Genomic DNA, 20,847 nt, shown 5'->3' with positions numbered 1-20,847 from the left:
CGAGTCACTGTGCAGAGTACAGTGACTCGAGAAACGCTCTAGAACTGTTTGTGTGCGGGTAGTTGCAGAATCTCCAGCTGCCAGCGCAGCTGCTCGGCGCGCACTGGGAAGGGCTGGCCGTGGCGGATGGTTTGGTACACCGCCTCGAACAGGCCCTGGTACTGGCCTTGGGGCGCGGGGAGGCGGGAAAGCTGTGTTTCGCCGGGGGCGGGTACCAGCGTGAGGGTACCTTCCTGGCCGGCGGGCTCGTGGCCGTAGGTGGCGGCAGTGGGCAGCTGGCCCTGGTCGAGTTGGGCTTCCTGTACGTCGGCGCGGCTTTTCTGGAACGAGCCGAGCGTGCCGTGCAGCACGTAGGCCGGGCCGGACGCGGCCGTGAGCAGGCTGCCGGCCACAAACACGTTCAGCCCCTGCGGATACTGCAGATGCACGTGGAAGTAGTCATCGACGCGGGAGCCAGGGCGGTGGCTGGCGCGCGTGACGTGGGCCTGCTCGGGCCGCCCGAACAAGCTCAGGGCCTGATCCAGCACGTGCGGGCCCAAATCGAAGCTCAGGCCGCTGCCCGCCACGCTGGGGTCTTCCTTGAAGGTTTTGGCGTTGAGGGCGGCTTTGTACCGGTCGAAGCGGAAATGCACTTCCGTGAGCTGGCCCAACTGGCCGCTTTCCACCACCTGGCGCACCAACTGAAAATCGGAGTCCCAGCGGCGGTTCTGGTAGGCCAGCACGTGTAGGTTTTGCGCGGCGGCCAGGGCCAGCAGCTCGTCCAGTTCGGCCACGGTGGTGGCTACGGGCTTTTCGATGAGCACGTGCTTGCCGGCCTGCAACGCCTGCCGGGCGAGGGCGAAATGAGTGTCGTTGGGCGTATTTACTACCACTAGATCCAGCTGCGGGTCGGCCAGCAGCTCGGCCACGCTGTCGTGGCTGATGAGTCTGGGGTATTGGGCCTGCGCCTGCTTGCGACTGCGCTCCACCACGGCCCGCAGCGCAAAGCCGGGGTACGTACTCAGAAACGGCGCGTGAAAAATGCGGCCCGACATGCCGTAGGCCAGCAGGCCGGTTTGGATGGGAGAGGACATGGGCGTTTTTCGTTGTTGGAGAAGCAAGCGTTGCAACGGGTTGTCAAGAACGGTATTCCGGGAACGTCGTTTCAAGAACGGCATTCCGGGTTCAGGAACGTCATTCCGAGCTTGCGAGGAATCTCGCGTGCTGACGTTGCAATGGTAACCGTCATGCTGAGCGCAGCCGAAGCATCTCTCCCGCTTCGTTGCAACGGCGTATTTAGTGCTGCAACATCAGCACGCGAGATTCCTCGCAAGCTCGGAATGGCGTTCTGTTTATCTACAATCCGCCAATCCGCCAATCCGCCAATCCACCAGTTCAACCACCCAACCGCCATGCTCGACCGATTCTCCTCCCAGGCTGACCTCTACGCCCGCTACCGCATCGACTACCCGGCGGCCCTCTACGACTGGCTGCTGCCGCAGGTGCCGGGCCGCACCCGGGCCTGGGACTGCGCCACCGGCAACGGGCAGGTGGCGGCCGTGCTGGCCGAGCACTTCGGGCAGGTGGAGGCCACCGACATCAGCGCGGCGCAGCTGGCCCAGGCGGCCCGCCAGCTCAACATCACCTACCAACAAGCCCCGGCCGAGCACACGCCATTTGCCGATGCCAGCTTCGATCTGGTGACGGTGGCCCAGGCCGTGCATTGGTTTGACATGGCCGCGTTCAACGCCGAGGTGCACCGCGTGCTGCAACCCGGCGGCGTGGTGGCCGAGTGGGGCTACGGCCTGCTGCGCATCAGCCCTGCGCTGGACCCGCTGGTACAGCACTTCCACAACGACACCATGCGGCCCTACTGGGACGACAACCGCTGGCACATCACCGACGAGTACGCCCGCCTGTCGTTTCCGTTTGCCGAGGTGCAAACTGCCCGCTTTGAGGTGCGGCGGCAGTGGTCGGCGGAGTGGTTTCTGAACTACCTGCGCACGTGGTCGAGCGTGGTGAAATACCAGCAGCAGCACGGCCAGGACGCGGTTTTACTGCTGTCCGAGGAGGTAATGCGCCGCTGGGGGGCGGGAGAGCGGGAGGTGGTGTTTCCGGTGTTTGCGCGGGCCGGGCGGCGGTAAATCGGGGCGGGTGCTACCTTCGGCCGCATGAATCCTTCTGATGAACTTCCGCTGGCTGGTTTGCGCGTGCTGGAGCTGGCCTCGGTGCTGGCCGGGCCGCAGGTGGGCCAGTTTCTGGCCGAGCTGGGGGCCGACGTGCTGAAGCTGGAGCCCCCGGCCGGCGACGTGACGCGCACCTGGCGCACCCTGGCCGAAGACCCCGCTACCACCGTCACGGCCTATTTCAGCAGCGCCAACTGGGGCAAGCGCAGCCAGCTGCTCGACCTGACCATCGAAGCCGGCCAAACCGCCCTGCACCAGCTAGCCGCCGCCGCCGACATCGTGCTGACCAGCTACAAGCCCGGCGACGCCGAGAAGCTCCGCGCCGACTACGCCACGCTCTCGGCCCTCAACCCGCGCCTGATTTACGGCCACATCACCGGCTACGGCCCCACCGAAACCCGCGCCGGCTACGATGCCGTGCTGCAGGCCGAAACCGGCTTCATGCACCTCAACGCCCCCGGCCCCGGCCAGCCGCCCCAGAAAATGCCGGTGGCCATCATCGATTTGCTCACGGCCCACCAGCTCAAGGAAGGCCTGCTCACGGCCCTTTACCGCCGCGAGCGGACCGGCCAGGGCGCGCTGGTGCAGGTGAGCTTGCTGGATAGCGCACTGGCTTCGCTGGCCAACCAGGCCGCCACCCACCTCGTCACGGGGCAGGAGCCGCAGCCGTTGGGCTCGGGCCACCCCAGCATCGTGCCCTACGGCACCGTGTACACGGCCCGGGACGGCACGCGCCTGCTGCTGGCCGTGGGCGCCGACCAGCAGTTTCGCCACCTCTGCGCCGTGCTACACCGCCCCGAGTGGGCCGATGATGCCCGCTTCCGCCGCAACCCTGACCGGGTAGCGCACCGCGCCGCGCTGGAAGAGCTACTGGCCGAGCGCATTGCGGAGGTGAGCGGCCAGGAGCTACTAGCTCAGTTGGGGCAGTTGGCGGTGCCGGCCGGGGCGGTGCGTACGGTGGGCGAGGCCCTGGCCCATCCGCTGGCCCAGCCCATGCTGCTGCCGCCTGCGCCCGGCTTCCCACACGCGGGCGTGCGCACGGTGGCGTTCCGCAGCAGCGCGTGGCCGATGGCACTGTCCCTGAGCGCACCGCCGGCTTTGGGGCCGGAGTAGGAGCACAGTAGCGCGAACTTTGTAGTGCGCGCTTCCGCGCCGTCAGGGTCTCCGAACGGTGCGGGGACGCGAACTACAAAGTTCGCGCTACTGCCCCAGCCAAAACTTCCAGGCGGCTACTTTGCGTACAGACTACTTTACGGGTGCGGGCTTCGGCCTGGCCTTTGTTTCACTGGCGGCCGGTCTGGCCGGTTGCCGCTGCGTTGTTACTACATGGACGAACTGCCCCCCATCACTCCCGCCACCTCACCCCAAACCGACGACGGCACGCCCGGCGCACCCCACACCGCACCCGCTACGGCCGGCACGCCCAACTCCGAGGGCAATGCTCCCAATGCCCCCGGCGAGCCGGCCCCCTCACCACAAGACCGCCTCGACCTGATTTCCGATGGCCTCAAGCAGAAGTCTTCGGTGAAGCAGGCTATTTACCGCAACACCCTCGCCACGTTTGATATGCTGCGCAAGGTGTCGCAGGAGCTGGTGGTGGAGCTGAGCCGGCGCATCACGCCCGTCGATTCCTCGGTTATCATCGAGTACCGGCCGGTAAACGACATGGAGTTTCACATCCGCTTCAGCGGCGACCTGCTGGTGTTCGTGCTGCACTCCAACATCGTCACCTTCCCCGACGACTACGGCCCGATGGACACGAAATATGTGGAAGAGGACTTTCGGCGACGCTTTTTCGGGCACATTATGGCCTACAATTTCATGGCCGACAGCATCAAGTACCAGCGCCTCAATGACCCCGGCTACCTGGTGGGCCGCCTACTCATCAACATCGATAGCCACTACTTCCTCGAAGGCGTGCAGCAGCTGGAGCTACCCGATAACGATATGTCGGATAACCCCGTGACGGAGGAAAGCCTGCGCCTGTTCGTGGAAAGTGCCATGATTGCGGCCGTCAACAACGACCTGATTGCCCCGCCGCTCACCGATATCCAGAAGATTTCGGTGAAGCAGAAGCTGGAAAACCAGCAGGTAAGCCGCGGCAGCAAAGTCGGCTTCAGCTTCTACCACGAGCAGCGCCACCAATCCATCGACGGCCTGCCGTATTAAGTGGTGAGGTTGAAGCTCTGTCATTGCGAGGACGAAGGACGACGCAATCCTTCCTTCACATAGTGCTAAGTCCTGACCTATGCAAAAGCCCCTGATGTCAGTCCAGACGTCAGGGGCTTTCTGCTTGTTTGAGACTTGTCGCCTCTTGAAGAGGACGGATTGCTTCGTCGTGCCTCCTCGCAATGACAGATGTATTCTACCGCTTCTGGTAGCCCACTTTCTCGCGGACTTTGTTGAGTACTTCGGAGCCGTAGGCTTGGGCTTTGGCGGCACCTTCAGCCAGCTTGCGGTCCACTTCGGGCAGGTTGTTCATGTAGAAGTTGAACTGCTCCCGCTCCTGGGCGAAGCGGCTCCGGATAACTTCGTACAGGGCCTGCTTGGCGTGGCCGTAGCCGTAGCCGCCATTCAGGTAGTTCTGGCGCATCTCGGCGGTTTGCTCGGGCGTGGCCAGCAACGAGAAAAGCTTGAAGGTGGTGTCTGTATCAGGGTTTTTGGGAGCTTCCAGCGGCGTGCTGTCCGATACGATGAGCTTGATGTTCTTCAGCAGCGCCTTGTCGTCGAGGAAGATGTCGATGATGTTGCCGTAGCTCTTGCTCATCTTCTGCCCGTCGAGGCCGGGGATGGTCTGGATCTGCTCGTCCACCCGCGACTGGGGCAGCACGAAGGTTTCGCCGTAGCGGTTGTTGAAGGCTGAGGCAATGTCGCGCGCAATTTCCAGGTGCTGCACTTGGTCTTTGCCCACAGGCACGATTTCCGCGTCGTAGAGTAGGATATCGGCCGCCATCAGCACCGGATACGTGAACAGGCCCGCATTCACGTCGGAAAGCCGGTCGCTCTTGTCCTTGAACGAGTGGGCGTTGGCCAGCATCGGGAAAGGCGTGAAGCAGCTCAGATACCACGTCAGCTCCGTTACCTGCGGCACGTCGGACTGGCGGTAGAACAGGTTCTTGTCGGTGTCGAAGCCGCAGGCCAGCCAGGAGGCCGCCACGGCGTAGGTATTCTGGCGCAGCAGCTCGGCGTCGCGCACAGTGGTGAGGGAGTGAAGGTCGGCAATGAACAGCAGGCTTTCGTTGGCGCTGCTTTTGGAGAGTTCAATGGCGGGCAGGATGGCGCCGAGCAGGTTGCCCAAATGCGGGCGGCCGGTGCTCTGAATGCCGGTGAGGATGCGGGACATGGGGCAGTAGAAATGAAGTTAGTTGGTCGTGGCCTTCCACGGATCTACCGGTACAAAGGCCTCACCGTGGTTGAGGGCGCGGACGGCCATTTCCAGATGATAAATGAGCAGCAGTTTGGCATCCAAGTACTTTACCATATCAGCCCGGGCCGCCAGGAAAGGCCGTAGCGTCTCCCTGAACTCTTTGTTCGTGCCAGTAAAGCTAGGGGCTGATATAATAGTGAAGTTTTGCTGACCGGTATTCTCAACCAGATGAATGGTCGCCCAGGATGATCCGCCGCCGTACATTACTCCATTACCAGTCATCATGGTGGAATTTGTTACCAAGTAGGAGTAGGCGTAAAGCATTACCTGTCCACTATCTAGCACTTCAGCAAAACCATGGGTTATCGTTTGTTTGCCCTTCTTGATTGAAAGGCCACTAACCGGGCGGTAATTTTTGTTACCCATCTTGAAGTACGCTACTTGCTCTAGGTCAAGCTCCTGCTTTTTCTGGTCTCCTTCTTTAATGAAGAGCTTGTTCTCATCTGGCATTTTGATTTGGGCCACATGACGGGCATTAGGCTCCCGGATCAGTACATAATAGCCCGATTCAAATTGAGCGAACAGCACCTGTGGTAGCAGCAGGGCAGTGAATAAGAGTAGAAAACGCATTAGAATGGAGATATGAAAAGGTGCCTATACAGCCGCATCAGCGGCGGCTTCCTGCTGCAGCTCTCGGGTGGCTTCGTTGCCCAGGTACCGATCGATGAGGAAGTGGGCGAGGTAGAGCACGGGCGTGAGCAGGATGGCGGCCGCGAATTTATACCAGTAATTGGCATTGGCCACGCTCAGGACCTGCTCCAGTGTCCAGTTGCCGAATACATAGAAGGCCACGAATAGCACCACAAACGAATCCACAAGCTGGGAAACCAGCGTGGAGCCCGTGGCGCGCAGCCACACGTAGCGGCCCCCGGTAGCGCGGCGCAGCAGCTGAAACACGGTAGCATCCAGCAGCTGCCCGATACCAAACGCCGTAATGGACCCCATGATAATGCCCAGCCCCTGCCGGAAAATGTTGCGGTAGGCGAAGTCCACGTCGAAGGGCCGGCCCTGGGCGTCGGCTTTGTTGGCATCGAGCCAGAAGGCGGCCGGGGGCAGCAGGGTAGTAGCGTAAATCACGAGGAAGGCAAACAGAATCAGGCCCACCGTGAGATAGCTCACCCGCAATACGCCTTCCTTGCCGAAGTACTCGTTGATGATATCGGTGGTCACGAACACCACAGGCCAGATGAGCACGCCCGCCGTGAGGTTGCCAGGCAGCCCCATCAGCGCATCCACCGAGAAAATCTTAACCCCGATTATTTCGGCCAGCAGTGCATTCACAATGAAAATACCGCTGAGCACCAAGTACAGCTGCTGCTTTTTGTGGGATAAAGGTTGGGGCATAGTAGGAGAGAGGGAAATCAACGGTTGATTTCGGGTACTAAAACGGACGTCATGCAGAGGGGCAGCCGAGGAATGACGCGTGCTGCCGGATGAATAGTGTCGCAACATCAGCACGCGAGATGCTTCGGCTGCCCCTCTGCATGACGTTCTGTTATTCGGCCAGCGAAACCGACAGGCCTTCCACGGCCAGCTCCGTCCACTCAAACTGGGTTTTGGCCTCGGCCAGCAGCGGCTCCAGGTCGCGGTAGCGGCTGCTGAAGTGCCCGATGAGCAGACGGTGCACCTGGGCACGGCGGGCCAGCAGCCCGGCCTGGCGGGCCGTGGAGTGATGCGTAACGGCGGCCCGTTCGCGCATGTCGTCCAGAAAGGTAGCTTCGTGATACAGCAAGTCCACACCGTGTACCAGCTCGGCCAGCGGCTCGGTATACAGGGTATCGGAGCAGAAGGCGTAGCTACGGGCGCGTTTGGGAGCACTCGTTACCTCCGCGTTGGGCACCAGCACCTGACCGTAGTCATCCAGCAGGTCGTCGCCGAGGGTGAGGGCGGTAAGCTGAGTAGGGGTGAGGCCATTGGGTAAACGTTCTGCCAGCAGGCGGCGGCGTTTGGGTTTTTCCCGAAACAGGTAGCCGCAGCACGGAATGCGGTGCCGCATGGGCAGCGTGTGGACCGTCAGGTTCTTGTCCTCAAAAATCTGGATGTGCTGCGTGGTGTCTACGGGCGTAAACTCCAGTTCGAAATTAAGGTGAGTGTAGGAATGCCGGAACTGCGTGGTCAGCACCTCATCCAGGCCGGCCGGCCCGAACAGGCGTAGCGGTTCGGTACGACCGTTGAGGTGCATGGTGCCCAGCAACCCGAACAGGCCAAAAAAATGGTCGCCGTGGAGGTGACTGATGAAGATGGTATGAATGCGCTGATGCCGGATTTTCTGCTCCATCAGTCGGCGTTGAGTGCCTTCGCCGCAGTCAATAAGGTATTGGGTGCCGCCCACCGTCAGGACCTGCGCCGTGTGGTGACGGTCCATGAACGGGGTGGCAGACGCACTGCCCAGAATTTTCAGCTCAAACTCCAAAATCAGCTACTGGCTATCAGCTGTTGGCTGTCAGCTGTTGTTAAGTGAGAGAAGTCGTTTCTGGAAGCCTGGTTCGACAGCCAGTACAGCCAGCAGGGAAAAAGAAAAAGCTGTTGGCCGGTAGCCATCAGTTGAAAACTAACAGCTAACAGCCAACAGCCAACAGTTCACGAAGAACTATTCTTTGCTGGTCAGGTCCCGCTCGATGGCGTGCAGGAAGATGCGGTCAATTCCTTCTTCCACGGTGGGCAGAATGTGCAGTACAGACTCCAGTTTGCTGATTGTGATGAGTTTCATCACATGGTCCTGCAGACCCGTAAGCACCAGTAAACCACCGGTAGAGTTGCAGAGGCGGTTAGCAATGAGGATCGAGCTCAGGCCCGACGAATCGGTATACTTTACGTTGCTCAGGTCCAGAATCAGGTTATTAATGCCTTCAGCATTCAATTTCACGAATTCCGATTTTAGGTCCGGCGCAACGGTAGTGTCGAGCTTTTTCTCGTCAATCGTGATAATCGTGTAGGTTTCCTTTTTATCTATGGAGTACTTCATACCGCAGGTTATTCGGTGTTTACGGGAGTTGCGAAGGTAACAAAAAAACTATTTGGGCGTGAGCAGCGGATGAAGAGCCAGAAAAGAACCAACAGCTGCAAACTACGGTCGTTTAGGTCCGGTTAGGCCAAAGGTAAGCGTGCTCCAGGTACTCTGCCAGTCAGCATTGGCAGCAATGGGAGCCGGCTCAATGCGTACCGTGCTGACAAGGTACTCACCCGGCTCCGATAAACGAAACAACACGCGGCCATTTTGGTTACTGTGGAGCTTGCTGATAACGGTAGTGGGCTGGGCTCCGCGCCGCCATAATACTACCGGCTGGCCCGCCAGCGGGCGGCCTGCCAGCAGCACCTGAACGGTAAGAGCGGCCCCCGGCAGCAGGCGGTACGGGTTCTGTTCCGGTACCAGCTCCAGAGGCAGGCCCACCGCTCGCACCCACGCCCGGGCGGTGTCGGAGGGAGTAGGAGCGCCAACCTGAATCAGGGTCTTGGCGCACCGCCGGTACAACTCCCGGCCGGGCTTATCGGATTCGTGGCGCTGCTCCCGCTGCGCCAGCGCATAGTCTAGGCCCTCCGCGCGCAGATAAGCCGTGAAGCTGGGGCCATCCAGCGTAGCGGAGGCGTTATTGGTAGCCAGGGCCAGCAGGTGCGTCCCGGGCTGCAGTAGCCGAACAGTGCTCTGGAGCGTATCGGGAAGAGCGGCGGCCAGCAGGCTGCGTGCAGCTACCCCCGGCGCGTAGTGGGTAAAAAGGGTAACGCGGCTCGGCTTGCCTACCCAGGCGGTACCCCGGAAATTTTCGCCCACCACCCGTCGGACATGCACGGCCGTGCCCGGGGCCACCCAGAACCGCACCGGCTCCAGCCAGAACTCCCGGGCCAGACTAGTGGTAGTTATCAGCAGCAACCCGGCAAGAAGGAATTTCTGCATTGGTCAGCAGTGGGCATTAACGGGAACACAAGGCAAACAGCAGGCGCATGTCCGATGGAGTCACTTCCGCCCGACATGCGCCTGCTGCTACTGGAGCAGCACGGTTTTACTGCCGCTCCAGGGCCAGTTGGTAAGCCCGGTCGTAGTGCACGCGCAGGTTTTTCCAGTCGAATAGTTCGGCTGAGCTTTCCACGTTGTTGCGCTGCATAATCCGCTCCCGGCGGGTCAGCTGCACAAAATCCCAGAGCATATCCGTCAGCTCTTCCGCCGCCTCGTCGAAGCTCTTCTCTTGGCGCTGCACCACAAAAATGCCCTTGTCTTCATGGCCGGGCACCGTTTGCATCACGTAGTCGCCGAAACCGGAGAGGTCGGAGGTAATGGCCGGTACGCCGCGCGCTACGCACTCCAGCGGGGTATAGCCCCAGGGCTCGTAGTAGCTCGGGAAAATGCCCAGGTGACAGCCGCGCACAAACTGCCCGTACTCCATCCCGAATAAAGGCGAGGTGGGTGACACGAAATCGGGATGATAGACGATTTTTACCCGGTCGTGCTGGTTGTTGACGAGGTTGGAGCGGCGCAGGAAGTTCAGGATATCGTCGCCGGCATCATCCACCAGGTTATGGGTAATGACGGGAGGCAGATTGGTGGTCTTCCAGCTTTGCAGGGTGCGGCGGTAGCGTAGCTTCCAATAGTCATCCACCATGCTGCTGAGGTCGGGCAGGCGGTGGTCGGTGCTGGCGGCGGCGGCATAGAACAGCCGCTCGCCCACCTGTTGCTCAATGGCTTCGCAAGTGGCCTGTACTTCTTCTAGCACGGCCCGGCTCTGGAGCACCTGCGGGTTGATGCTATGGAATGGCCGTTTGGTGATAAAGAACATCACCACGTTGCCTTCCAGGCCGCTTTGCTGCAGGCGGTAGTTGAGGCGGGCCAGGGCTTCCAGCGTAATATCGAAACCCTTGTTGTGATACTCGTAGCGGCCCGAGGTGAACAGGTACAGCGTCTTGTCCAAGTCGAAGGAATACGACTGGAAAAAGTGCGCCATCACAAACTCGTGAATCTTCGACTTGTATTGCTGGTGCAGGTTCTGGAATTCGTGCAGGGCTACAAACCGCTCAATGTTGAGGCCGTTGGGCAGTACCGCGTCCGGAATCCGGTCGAGCAGATAAATGCATTCCCGCACCGTCAGCTCGCTCACGGTGGTGAAAACGTGGGCTCCATGCGCGGCGGCGCGCTCCATCGTCACGGCCGGCTCAATGTTAAAATGCTGCGCCTCGCCCTGCCACTCCACCTGCATCAGGTGGTCGTAGAAGTTGGGGTCGTTCATGGCTAGGTACCGCCCCAGCAGGGTAGCATGGGTGGTGAAGACCAGATGCACTGGCACCTGCTCGCGGCGCAGCGCCGGAATGGCAACGCCCGTCATCCACTCGTGGAAGTGGGCCACCAGCCGTTGGGGTGGTACCACTTCGGCCGCCAGAATCTGCAGAAATACTTTGGCCAGCTCACCGAATGCCACCACCTGGTGCAACAGGTCGTCGTTGTCGGGCATCGGGATGTGGTGGTGGTGCCAGAGGTCAGACTTGATACGGCCCAGCTGCGGATAGCCCTGGTAAGGGTTGATGAGGACGACCCGAGGCCGGCCCGTTACCAGCCAGATGCCCAGCTGGACATCGTAGCCCTGCTTGCGCATCTCGCGCACGGCTCCGGCAAACGGGTCAGAAAGGGTAGCCAGCTGGTAGTCGTCGTACGGTTCAAACTCGCCTTGGGCCTGGTGGGCGAAATACGGGCCAAGCAGGCAGTACCGGTCGTCCCAGGCCTGCACGGTGGCGGGTACTTTGCTGCGGATAACGGTGTAGATGCCGCCTACCTGGTTACATACTTCCCAAGCCACTTCCACAAGTAAGGCATCGGGGGCAATAGGTTCGGGCGTGGGAACGGGGACTTGCATTAGCAGCGGAAATACGGATGGGAGTACCGGCAAGATATACGGCCCGCCGGAGTTTCCGGCAGCCTGGGAACAATAAAAAACGGCGTTTTGCCGGAGCCTGCGGAGCTTCCGGCAAAACGCCGCCTGACAGATCAATCTGGGTACTGACTGCTACTGCGGGTCCTGCGACAGAATCAGCACGGAGTAGGGGGCCAGGCCGATGGTGCCGTGGTACGGCTGGTCATCGTATACGCCTTCCTCCGCGTGCGTGTCCACACTTTCGAAGTTGCCGAACTCCTGGTCGTAGCCCTCCCAGTCGGAGTTGAAGCGTACGCGCCAGCGGCCACTGCGCGGCAGGCCAATGGTATACTCCGGGTGCGAGCGGTCAGCGAAGTTGCAAAGCACAATCGTTGTGTCGCCGGGGCCGCCTTTGTCGCGACGGATAAAGGCCAGGATTTTGTCCTCGTTGTTGAGATGATGCACATCCACACTCTGGCCCAGCAAGCCGCGGGTGTGGCCATCCAGGTTGCGGCGTAACCGGATCAGGTCCTGGTACAGGCGGCCCAACCCGGCGTGCTCGTCGGCACGGGCCCAGTCCAGGGGCTGGTCGTCGGAGAAGGAACCATCGGCCAGCATGGTCTGGCCCTGAAAAATCATGGGGATGCCGGGCACGGTGAATACCAGCGCAGCACCCAGCGTCGAGCGTTTTTTGGGAAACCAGGAAGCGGCGTTACCGGGCATGATTTCCTCCGCCACGCGCGCTTTACCATTGGCTACCTCGTCGTGGCTTTCCGTGTACACCACGCGCTGGAAGGCGTCGCCGTTGTAGCGGGCTTCCACAGCTTCGGCCACAGCGTGCATGTTCCGGTCATCGTCGTTAGGTGTCACCAGCGCGTCTCGGATGGGGTACACAAAGCGGGAGTCCCACTGCGAGGAGAAGCCCTGGCCATCTTCCTCGGGCGCACGAGTGATGTAGTCATTGCCCATCAGGTCCTCGGCAATGGTGATTTTCCAGGGCATCCGTTCCCGGATTTCCTCGTTGATCCACTTCATCAGGCTCCAGCCATCGGGCAGGTCGCGGCTCGGGTCGTTGGTACCGTCCACGTTCCGGATGTGGGCAATGGCGTCGCAACGCAGGCCATCCAGCCGGAAGTCCTCCAGCCACATCAGGGCATTGTCGCGGATGTAACGGCGCACGGCCTCTCGGCCGAAATCGGGGCGGTTGTGGCCCCAGGGGGTTTCGGCGCGCCAGTCGTTGTAGAAGTAAATGCCCCCGCCGTCGTTTTCCTGCCAGCCATCAAACTGCCAGAGGTCTAAATCACCGGGACCGAAGTGGTTGTACACTACATCCAGAATCACGGCAATGCCGCGCCGGTGGGCCTGCTTGATGAATTCCTTGAACGCTGTGGGGCCGCCGTAGTCAATTTCGATGGCGAAAGGGTGCGCCGGGTTGTAGCCCCAGCTCAGGCTGCCCGGAAACTCCGTGGCCGGCATAATTTCCACGGCGTTAATCCCCAGCTCCACTAGGTGGTCGAGCTTCTCAATGGCATCGTAAAAGTTGCCCGGTCGCTCGGGGTCAGGCGCATGGAAGGTGCCTACGTGCAACTCGTAAATCACCAGCTCGTTCCAGGCGGGCATCTGGAAGGCATCATCACCCCACTCAAAGTTGGGGTCGTGCACTACGGAGTTGCCGGCGGAGTGCGTCACCTCGCGGGCGTACGGGTCGTTTTTGCGCAGCTCGCCGGTGGGAGTGGTCAGGTGAAATTTATATTCGGTGCCGGGGCCGAGGTCAGCAAAATCAGCGGCCCAATAGCCGTCGGCTTCGTGCGTAAGCGGGTGGGTAATGGTATTCCACTCATTGAACGGACCTACCAGGGCTACGGCCGTAGCAGCCGGAGCCCACACGCGGAAGGTAGTACCCTGCTCGTGCGGAATGGCTCCCATTCCACTTTGCAGCACACTGGCAGAGTGGGGAGTATCTAAATAAGGCATTGGTTTGTCGAAGAAAAGCAGCACAAAAGGTCAACAGTGACTATGCCGTTTACTGAATCCGAAGCATTAAGGTTATTCTATGTATGGGCAGTTGACTGGCAATTAAGGGTTTGGCACTTTGTGCGGTGTGGAAGGAGCCTGTGCCTGCGCCGGGCTGTAGCTTTGTGGTGAACCTGCCGTTGCTTACGACGGTTATCAGTCCGTTCCTCACCCGCCAATCTGCTTCGCGTGCCACGTCCCAAACCTGTCGTATACGGTCTGTACTCCTGGACGCCCGACTATGGGCTACGTTACATTCATCCTGCCAACCGCCGCACGTTTGAGTGGCTGGAGCCATTGGGTAAGGTGTTCGAAAAAATCGATGAAACCGACGACTGGATTATGCTGCGTTACGATGAGCAGCAATTCAAAGTCAGCCGGGAGCTGTTCACAGAACTGTACATGCGCCCGCCATTCAGCTTCGGGGACCTGGTGGTGGAAACTGACCCCGCCGAAGACCAGCCCGCCCATGAGGGACTGATTTCCGATGTGTATTACGACGAAGCCGCTGATGCTTTTCGCTTTCAGCTGGTCGAGAAAAAACGCAAAATAAAGCGCGTGTTTGAGGCGCGGGAACTGGAATTGCAATAATAGAGTAACTGAGTAATCGTTCTACTGATAGTGCCGTTTGGGGCCGCAGAACGATTACTCAGTTACTCCGCTACGCCGTTACTCACTATACGCCCACTGCAATGCCCACTACCACGGCCAGTGCCCCAAGGGCTAACAGTGCCAGATACAGGGGCAGCACAAACTTCCACCACTCATCAAACCGCACGCCGCAGGCCGCCACAATGGCCATGAGGGCACCGTTGGTGGGGGTTATTAGCTCGCAGAGGCCGGCCCCGTACTGGTAGGCCAGCACCGTAACCTGCCGGGAGAGGCCGATGAGGTCGGAGAGGGGCACCAGTAGGGGCATGGTCAGGACGGCCTGGCCGCTCACCGAGGGCACCGGCAGGTGCAAAGCTGTATGTACGCCCATCATGCCCAAAGCCGCCACCCAGGCGGGCAGCCCGGCCAGCGGGGCCGACATGCTGTTGACGATGGTATCGACCACTTGGCCCTGTTCCAGGACCACAAAAATGGCGCGGGCAAACCCGATGAGCAGAGCCGAAAAGGCAATGTCGCGGAAACCGGCAATGAAGCCCTCGGCCGTGCCGGTAAGGCCCAGCCCGCCCACCAGACCGGCTACCACGCCCAGCGTGAAGAACAGGGCCGCCATCTGCTCGAACTCCCAGCCCAGCTTCAGCACCCCGTAGGCGAAAAAGGCGAAACCCGTGAATAGCAACAGCAACACCAGGCCGTGGTTGCGGCCGCCGGCCGCAACGCCCGGATCGGCCGCTTCGGCGGTTTCGGGTGGCAGGCGGTGGCGCAGGGCGTAGCGTACGGTGCCGCCAATCCAGATGGTGAGGGCCAGCAGTAGGAATACCAGCCGAAACCCGCCGCCCGACAGCAGCGGCAGTTGGGCCAGCTTCTGGGCAATGCCTACCTGAAACGGGTTGAGCGGACTAAACGCCGCGCCCACCGCCGCCGACCCAATGCTGACGGCCGCCGCCGTGAGGGTGGGGTACCCAATGCGCCGCATGAGAATGAGCAGTACCGGCACCAGCGGCACAATTTCCTCCTGCATGTTTTCCAGCGCGCCCATGGTAGCAAACAGCACCGAAATGATGGGAATTACCACCGCCTCGCGCCCCTGGAATTTCTCCAGCAGCCAATCCACGCCCCGGCGTAGCGCCCCGGTGAGGTCGACTACCGTAAACGCGCCGCCGGCCAGAAACACCAGAAAAATCACGGCCGCCGCGTCTATCAGACCTTTGGGAATATCCACCAGGGCTTGTAGCGGACTGACGGGCGTGGCGGGCACGCGGTGGTAAGAGCCAGCCACCACCACCTCGCGGCCGGTAGCCGCGTCGGGGTGGCGGGCAAACACACCAGCCGGTAGCACGTAGCTCAGGGCGCAGGCCAGTAGAATAAAACCCACCAGCAAAACCAGCGGGTGCGGAAAGCGAATCGTCTTCATCCCGCGAAGGTAAGGAAGTCGTGAAGTGCTGAAACGTCAGACAGAACTTCATTCTGGGCTGCCAGATAAGTGGCTCCCCGGAACCCGGATGGTGTATCTTCGGGTTCTGAGGGCTGCCCATGAAATACACCGAGTTCAAACAGCTGCATATGTACCGCCAAGCGGAGCATTTGCTTCAGCACGGTCACCTGCTGGCTGAACGGCGGCAGGACAGTTTCCGACTGCGGCTGTTTGCGCTGGGCGACTTCTACGCCGAGGAGTGGTGCGAGTGGGACGAAACCCGCATCCTGTTCATTCACCTGTTCCAGCACCCTGCCGGCCTGCATGAGTATTTGGAAACTATTCGGCTACCGAAGGAATTAGGAGCCCGATAGTACTTTCGGGATATCTCCCGGACGTAAAATCTGGTGCTTATAGAGCGTTTCTATCAGGTTGGCTTAAACGCCTTACGCGTCTGGCGGCAACTTCCGAGCAGGCGTAGGCGAGTAAGGGTTCGGCGGCAGTATATTCCTCGGAAAGCGAACAGATGCGGCTGTTGGCCGTCACGCAGGCAACTATTGAGCTCAGATATATAGGTAACGCAGCTAGGGTACCAACTCCTGCTTAGTCCGTGCGAGCTGCACAGGCCCAACCAAATCTGCTGCCCTACGCTTTCTGAGAGTATACGTGGCTCGTCAGCCCGACCATAGCCTGCTTGTTGATTGCCTGCTCAACAAGCAGGCGTGGCCCGAGCCTCTGCAGCTCATCACGGAAGCTGTCCAACGCTGGCATTCCCCCGACGAATTCATGGCGCAGCGGTAGTAGCTGGCGTTCCGGCAGTGTGCTCCTGGTTCCGGGAGCAGCCACGCTCCAGCGAAGGCAGAAAAACAGTAACAGTAGTTGCTGGCGGACAGTAATAAAGATCAGGCGGCAAAATGGTATAGCCGACACGCTATATTCAGGCCATGAATCCGTCCCGTTTCCTGCCGCTGCTGCTTGCCCTGCTGAAATTCGCCTCCGGCATGCTGCTGGCCAGTCAGGCCTACGACCTGCACCGCGACGAATACCTATACCTGGACTACGGCCGGCACCTGGCTTGGGGCTACCTGGAAGTGCCTCCGCTCACGGCCCTGCAAAGCTGGTGTACGCTGGCACTGGGCGGCGGCTGGTTCTGGGTGAAGTTCTGGCCGCTGCTCTGGGGTAGCCTTACAGTGTATGTAATAGCCAGGGCCGTACAGCGGCTGGGTGGCGGGACCTGGGCCGTGGTGCTGGCGGGGCTGTGCTACCTAGTGGGCGCGTATGCCCGGCTCAACTTCCTGTTTCAACCCAATTCGTTTGAGGTGCTGGCTTTTACGGCGGTGTGCTATCTGCTGATCCGGTATCAGCAGGAGCCGGAGCCGCGCTGGTGGTACGGCATTGGCGGGCTATTGGGGCTGGCACTACTGAACAAGTATTCGGCCCTGTTCTTTATTGCCGCGTTGGGCGTTGCCCTGCTGCTTACGCCCATGCGACGGGTGCTGGCTACGCGCGGCTTCTGGCTGGGGGCCGGGCTGGCATTGCTGCTGTGGCTGCCCAACCTGCTCTGGCAGCTGGGGCACAGCATCCCGTTCCGGCACCACATGGAGCTGCTGCACGAAACCCAGCTGGTAAACGTGTCGGTAGCCGATTTCTGGAAGGACCAGGTGCTGATGAATTTTCCGGGCGTGTGGGTGTGGGTGCCGGGTTTGGTGGCCTTGCTGCTGGGCCCCCGCCTGCGGCCCTACCGCGCAGTAGGCCTGACGTATTGCGGCGGGCTGCTGCTGCTGACGGTGCTGCACGGCAAAAGCTACTATTCGCTGGGGTATTACCCCATTCTGCTGGCCGTTGGGGCCGTGTGGTGGGAGAGGGTGCTGGGCCGTCTGCCCCGGGCAGGGCGGGTGCTGCGGCCGGCGCTGCTGCTGGTGCCGCTGGCGTGCAGCGTGCCGGTGCTGCCGCTGTTGTTCACGCTGGAGCCCCCGGCCCGGATGCAGGCAATCGGCCGGCGCTTTCAGGGCACCGGAATCCTGCGCTGGGAAGACGGCCATGACCATCCGCTGCCCCAGGATTTCGCCGATATGCTGGGCTGGCAGGAACTGGCCGATAAAACCTGGGCCGCTTACCAGGCCCTGCCCGCCGCTACCCGCACCCGGACGCTCATTCTTACGGCCAACTACGGGCAGGCCGGGGCCATCAACTACTATAACCGCCACCGGCCCATGCCCGCCGCGCACAGCTTCAACGGCAGCTATTTGTTCTGGCAGAGCCAGGCCCCGCCGCTGCCTTGGCGTTACGTGCTGCTGATTGATGATGAACCCGACAACCTCGCCGCCCACTTCCGCTCGTTCTGCCGGGTAGAGGAGGTGCGCAACCCCTACGCCCGGGAGCGGGGTACGGCCATTCTGCTGGGCACCGCGCCGGATAGTGTTCTGGTGCGCCGCGTGCAGCGGGAAAGGCGGGAGGAGCTGGCCCGGTGGGGCCGATTCTAAGGCGTCCGACCCGTTATTTCTTTACGAGCAGGCTGGCCTCCGGACGCTCTACATCTACTATTTCATCCTTTTCCAGCATAATGCTCAGGTCGTAGCGTGTGAGTTCCAGCGGGTCCGGCGCGTAATTTTCGGGCCGGTTCAGCTCCTGAACTTTGGTTTCGTTATCAATTTCGTAGTTGTTAGCGAGCAGCTTTACGGCGTTGCCGGCTACTTCCTGCACCTTCCAGAGAGAATAGTGGCCGTTGCTGGTGCGGATGTGGTACAGGTCGCCTTTGTGCGGCGTGGTAATGAAGGAATGGTTGGCCCGCTGGTTGTTGCTGTTTGCCAGCAGAATCCAGCCCAGTGCCGCTACCGCCAGCAGAACACCCGTAAAATGCCACCACGGTGCCCGCGTCCGGCGCTTCAGTTCCTGGAACACCTGGCGCAAGCCGGGCTCCATCTCTTTGGGCTGCAGCACCTGTCGGCAGTGGCCGCATTCCGACGCCCCGACTTTCCCGATGGGAAACAGCGGAATCCAATAAACGTGCGCATAGCGGCCAAAAACACTCATTCGCAGCCCGCTTGTTGCCGAGCATGCCAGGCAATTGCCCGCTACGGGCTCAGTAAGTAGATGCGAGGAACGGTAGCCGTAGATAATCATGCGGAAAGGGTGCTGGATAAGCTGCTGCGCCCGCCATAAACGCGGACGGAATATCCCGGAGCACCTACAGTAGCAAGCCCAACGGTTACGCGGTTAATATTCGGAAATTTACCCCGAAAATCATGCAACCTGGTTATCATTCCGCAGGTTGTTTCGAGCCATAACCGGGTTGCTGTGCGCTATTTGCCCCCGAAACGCTGGCCAAAAAAGTCGCCCGGGTTCCAGGTGGGCCGTTGCGAGTCCTGAGCCACCAGGTAGCCGATGAGGAAATTGAGCTGCACGTATTTCTGGCCCGCTGCAAAATCAAAGGTGCCGTTGCTGTCGTCCTGGGGTTTGTGGTAGGTGACGGCCCGCCACTTTTGCACCTGCTCGGCCAAGTTGTTTTTGCCGTCGGGCGTACGGTTGCCATACTTGATGTGCAACGCCGGAATGCCCTGGGCCACGAAGCTGTACTGATCGGAACGGATAAAGCGGTTCTGGTCGGGCTCGGGGTCTTCCTCCACCGTCAGGTTGAGGTAGCGGGCCGCTTCGGCCACGGGCCGGGCCAGGGAGGAGTGCTGCGCCCCCAGCGGTACCACCGATAACAGCGGGGCAATAATGGTGGGCATATCGGTATTCACATCAGCCACGAGGCTGGTTTTGGGTACCGTGGGCCGGGCCGCGAAATACGCCGACCCCAGCAGCCCCAGCTCCTCACCAGTCTGCAGCACCAGCAGAATGCTGCGTCGGGGTTTCTGCTTCAGATGGCTGTACAGCCGGGCAATTTCCAGCACCGAAGCCACCCCCGAGGCATTATCATGGGCCCCGTTATAGATGGAGTCGCCCTGCACGGGCACGCCCACGCCCAAATGGTCGAGGTGGGCGGAATGCACCACGTACTCGTCACGGAGGCGCGCGTCGGAGCCCGGAATCTTACCCACCACGTTGTACGAATCAAAATCCTGGTACGCCGAGGCCCAACTGGCCGCCAGGGTACCGCGCAGGGCCACCGGCGCGGGCGTACCCTGGCGCAAGGCACTTAGCACCCGGGCGGTATCGGTGGCGGCATTCAGCAGCAAAATCTGTAAGCCAGCTGCCGAAAGCGTGCCGGTCAACGCTACCCCAGAGCCGCTGATAAAACCCCGGGCAGCGGCCACCCGGCCATCGGGGCCTAACACGCTGGTGGTGGCAAGCGGCCGGGCAGGAGCCGTGGCCGCCGTAGCCGGGGCAGGGCGGGCACTGGCAAACAACACGCCTACCGCGCCATGGTGCGCCGCCGTTTGCACCAGCAAAGTCTGGTCCTGGCTGGCGGCGGCCACGGTACTAGGGAAGCGGCGCGGGGCTCCGCGCACAATCACCACCACCTTGCCCTTCACGTCCAGATTCTGGTAATCATCATACCCCTGGTCGGGAGCCGAAATGCCGTAGCCGACAAACGCCAGGCCGCTCGGGGCAAGCTGAGTCTGGGGCTGCTCGGGGTGCGGGTACAGATGGACTTCAGCCGGTGCCAGCACCAGAGAAGCGGTGGTTGGCTGATACGTGACGGTGGCACCGGGCCGGACCGTGGCGCGCCGCAGCCGCACCCGTTGGGTAAAGCTGCCCTCCTCGCCGGCCGGCTGCACCCCAAAGCTGCGGAGCTGCTCTGTAACATACTCCACAGCCAGCTGATAGCCCGGCGTGCCGGGCTTGCGGCCCAGCAGCCGGTCATCGGCCAGGTACTGAATATGGGCCTTGATATCGTCGGGCCGGACCTGGCGCAGGGCCTTGTCTACTTTTTTGCTGATGGTTTGGGCCGGACTGACCAGGGGCCCCAGGGCCATACCCGCTGTCAGGAATAAGGAGGGGAATTTCATTGCCCCAAAATACGAAGCCTGTCCCTTTTCGGCCAGCGCAGCCTTGACAATCGGACTACACCAGCTGCTCCAGTTCCTGCAGCAGGGTTTCCATGCGGGTAGCGTGGGCATCGAGCTTTTCCAGGCCGGAGCGGGATTCTTCCAACTGGCCCCGCTGGTACTGCTGTACTAAGTCGCGGCCGGTGAACAGCATGCGCTGCAGTTCCTGCTCCAGCCGCTGATAGGGCAGACTAGTGCCATATTGGGGCTTCACCACCGAATGCAGCCACGCGCCCAGCGGGTTATCGGCCAGTGAAAACAAGGCCGGGTCGGGCTCCCGCACACCGTATAAAACGGAGCGCAGCCGCGACTTGAACAGCACCTGCTTAATGCGGGCCTGCTGAAAATCCAGCCTACTCAGTTCCATGCTTTTTTTTGTATTGAGGCCCGC

At 60.9% G+C, this 20,847-nt stretch carries 20 protein-coding genes; 7 read left to right on the top strand and 13 right to left on the bottom strand.

The features are described 5' to 3' along the window. Positions 1–38: 38 nt before the first annotated feature. On the bottom strand, positions 39–1,073 hold the full coding sequence (locus tag HSW_RS15795; protein ID WP_044002704.1) for a Gfo/Idh/MocA family oxidoreductase: 1,035 nt from the start codon (positions 1,071–1,073) through the stop codon (positions 39–41). Between the two features lie 318 nt (positions 1,074–1,391). Between HSW_RS15795 and HSW_RS15790 the strand changes: the two genes are divergently transcribed. From HSW_RS15790 to HSW_RS15780, 3 genes are all read left to right on the top strand, one after another. Then, positions 1,392–2,123 carry a class I SAM-dependent methyltransferase gene (locus tag HSW_RS15790; protein WP_044002703.1) on the top strand — a complete coding sequence of 244 codons (732 nt, stop codon included), beginning with the start codon at positions 1,392–1,394 and terminating at the stop codon, positions 2,121–2,123. Between the two features lie 27 nt (positions 2,124–2,150). Continuing rightward, positions 2,151–3,278 (top strand): CaiB/BaiF CoA transferase family protein, encoded by a 1,128-nt coding sequence (locus tag HSW_RS15785; RefSeq protein WP_044002702.1) that lies wholly within the window; start codon positions 2,151–2,153, stop codon positions 3,276–3,278. Positions 3,279–3,491: 213 nt separating this feature from the next. Continuing rightward, on the top strand, positions 3,492–4,334 hold the full coding sequence (locus HSW_RS15780; protein ID WP_044002701.1) for a hypothetical protein: 843 nt from the start codon (positions 3,492–3,494) through the stop codon (positions 4,332–4,334). A 196-nt stretch (positions 4,335–4,530) separates the two neighbouring features. Here HSW_RS15780 and trpS read toward each other — a convergent pair whose 3' ends face one another. From trpS to HSW_RS15740, 8 genes are all read right to left on the bottom strand, one after another. Further along, positions 4,531–5,508 carry a tryptophan--tRNA ligase gene (gene trpS, locus HSW_RS15775; RefSeq protein ID WP_044002700.1) on the bottom strand — a complete coding sequence of 326 codons (978 nt, stop codon included), beginning with the start codon at positions 5,506–5,508 and terminating at the stop codon, positions 4,531–4,533. A gap of 18 nt (positions 5,509–5,526) precedes the next feature. Beyond that, positions 5,527–6,162: a hypothetical protein gene (locus HSW_RS15770; RefSeq protein WP_044002699.1), complete on the bottom strand. Its 636-nt coding sequence runs from the start codon at positions 6,160–6,162 to the stop codon at positions 5,527–5,529. Between the two features lie 24 nt (positions 6,163–6,186). Then, entirely contained in the window at positions 6,187–6,936 is a 750-nt protein-coding gene (locus tag HSW_RS15765) for a queuosine precursor transporter (protein ID WP_044002698.1), read from the bottom strand. A 151-nt stretch (positions 6,937–7,087) separates the two neighbouring features. Continuing rightward, positions 7,088–8,005, bottom strand: coding sequence for a ribonuclease Z (locus tag HSW_RS15760; protein WP_044002697.1), 918 nt, complete (start codon positions 8,003–8,005; stop codon positions 7,088–7,090). A 177-nt stretch (positions 8,006–8,182) separates the two neighbouring features. Next, positions 8,183–8,557 (bottom strand): STAS domain-containing protein, encoded by a 375-nt coding sequence (locus HSW_RS15755; RefSeq protein WP_044002696.1) that lies wholly within the window; start codon positions 8,555–8,557, stop codon positions 8,183–8,185. A gap of 102 nt (positions 8,558–8,659) precedes the next feature. Continuing rightward, on the bottom strand, positions 8,660–9,484 hold the full coding sequence (locus HSW_RS15750) for a DUF4198 domain-containing protein (RefSeq protein WP_044002695.1): 825 nt from the start codon (positions 9,482–9,484) through the stop codon (positions 8,660–8,662). 106 nt (positions 9,485–9,590) lie between these two features. Beyond that, complete coding sequence (locus tag HSW_RS15745; RefSeq protein WP_052346519.1) at positions 9,591–11,429, bottom strand: glycosyltransferase; 1,839 nt, start codon at positions 11,427–11,429, stop codon at positions 9,591–9,593. Between the two features lie 150 nt (positions 11,430–11,579). Beyond that, positions 11,580–13,400, bottom strand: a complete 1,821-nt coding sequence (locus HSW_RS15740) for an alpha-amylase family glycosyl hydrolase (RefSeq protein ID WP_044002694.1) — start codon at positions 13,398–13,400, stop codon at positions 11,580–11,582. Positions 13,401–13,628: 228 nt separating this feature from the next. Here HSW_RS15740 and HSW_RS15735 point away from each other — a divergent pair, with 228 nt between their 5' ends. Then, positions 13,629–14,030 carry a DUF6960 family protein gene (locus tag HSW_RS15735; protein ID WP_044002693.1) on the top strand — a complete coding sequence of 134 codons (402 nt, stop codon included), beginning with the start codon at positions 13,629–13,631 and terminating at the stop codon, positions 14,028–14,030. 85 nt (positions 14,031–14,115) lie between these two features. Here HSW_RS15735 and HSW_RS15730 read toward each other — a convergent pair whose 3' ends face one another. Next, a complete protein-coding gene (locus HSW_RS15730) occupies positions 14,116–15,462 on the bottom strand; it encodes a YfcC family protein (protein WP_044002692.1) in 1,347 nt (448 codons plus the stop codon). Positions 15,463–15,581: 119 nt separating this feature from the next. On the opposite strand from HSW_RS15730, the gene HSW_RS15725 reads away from it, so the two are divergent. The 3 genes from HSW_RS15725 to HSW_RS15715 all read left to right on the top strand — a co-directional run bounded on the left by HSW_RS15725 (position 15,582) and on the right by HSW_RS15715 (position 17,945). Then, on the top strand, positions 15,582–15,836 hold the full coding sequence (locus HSW_RS15725) for a hypothetical protein (RefSeq protein WP_044002691.1): 255 nt from the start codon (positions 15,582–15,584) through the stop codon (positions 15,834–15,836). Between the two features lie 292 nt (positions 15,837–16,128). Further along, on the top strand, positions 16,129–16,263 hold the full coding sequence (locus HSW_RS24980) for a hypothetical protein (RefSeq protein WP_262489384.1): 135 nt from the start codon (positions 16,129–16,131) through the stop codon (positions 16,261–16,263). 143 nt (positions 16,264–16,406) lie between these two features. Next, the gene (locus tag HSW_RS15715; protein ID WP_052346518.1) at positions 16,407–17,945 is read left to right on the top strand and encodes a glycosyltransferase family 39 protein; all 1,539 of its coding nucleotides are present in this window, start codon (positions 16,407–16,409) and stop codon (positions 17,943–17,945) included. Between the two features lie 13 nt (positions 17,946–17,958). Here HSW_RS15715 and HSW_RS15710 read toward each other — a convergent pair whose 3' ends face one another. From HSW_RS15710 to HSW_RS15700, 3 genes are all read right to left on the bottom strand, one after another. Next, on the bottom strand, positions 17,959–18,495 hold the full coding sequence (locus tag HSW_RS15710; RefSeq protein WP_044002689.1) for a hypothetical protein: 537 nt from the start codon (positions 18,493–18,495) through the stop codon (positions 17,959–17,961). A gap of 269 nt (positions 18,496–18,764) precedes the next feature. After that, positions 18,765–20,417: a M28 family peptidase gene (locus tag HSW_RS15705; protein WP_044002688.1), complete on the bottom strand. Its 1,653-nt coding sequence runs from the start codon at positions 20,415–20,417 to the stop codon at positions 18,765–18,767. A gap of 55 nt (positions 20,418–20,472) precedes the next feature. Further along, entirely contained in the window at positions 20,473–20,823 is a 351-nt protein-coding gene (locus HSW_RS15700) for a hypothetical protein (protein ID WP_044002687.1), read from the bottom strand. Between the last annotated feature and the right edge of the window lie 24 nt (positions 20,824–20,847).

It is taken from the genome of Hymenobacter swuensis DY53, from assembly GCF_000576555.1.
In the GTDB taxonomy this organism is placed as follows: Bacteria; Bacteroidota; Bacteroidia; order Cytophagales; family Hymenobacteraceae; genus Hymenobacter; species Hymenobacter swuensis.
Note: the sequence above shows the minus strand (reverse complement) of the source record. Positions and strands in the feature narration are given on the sequence as shown.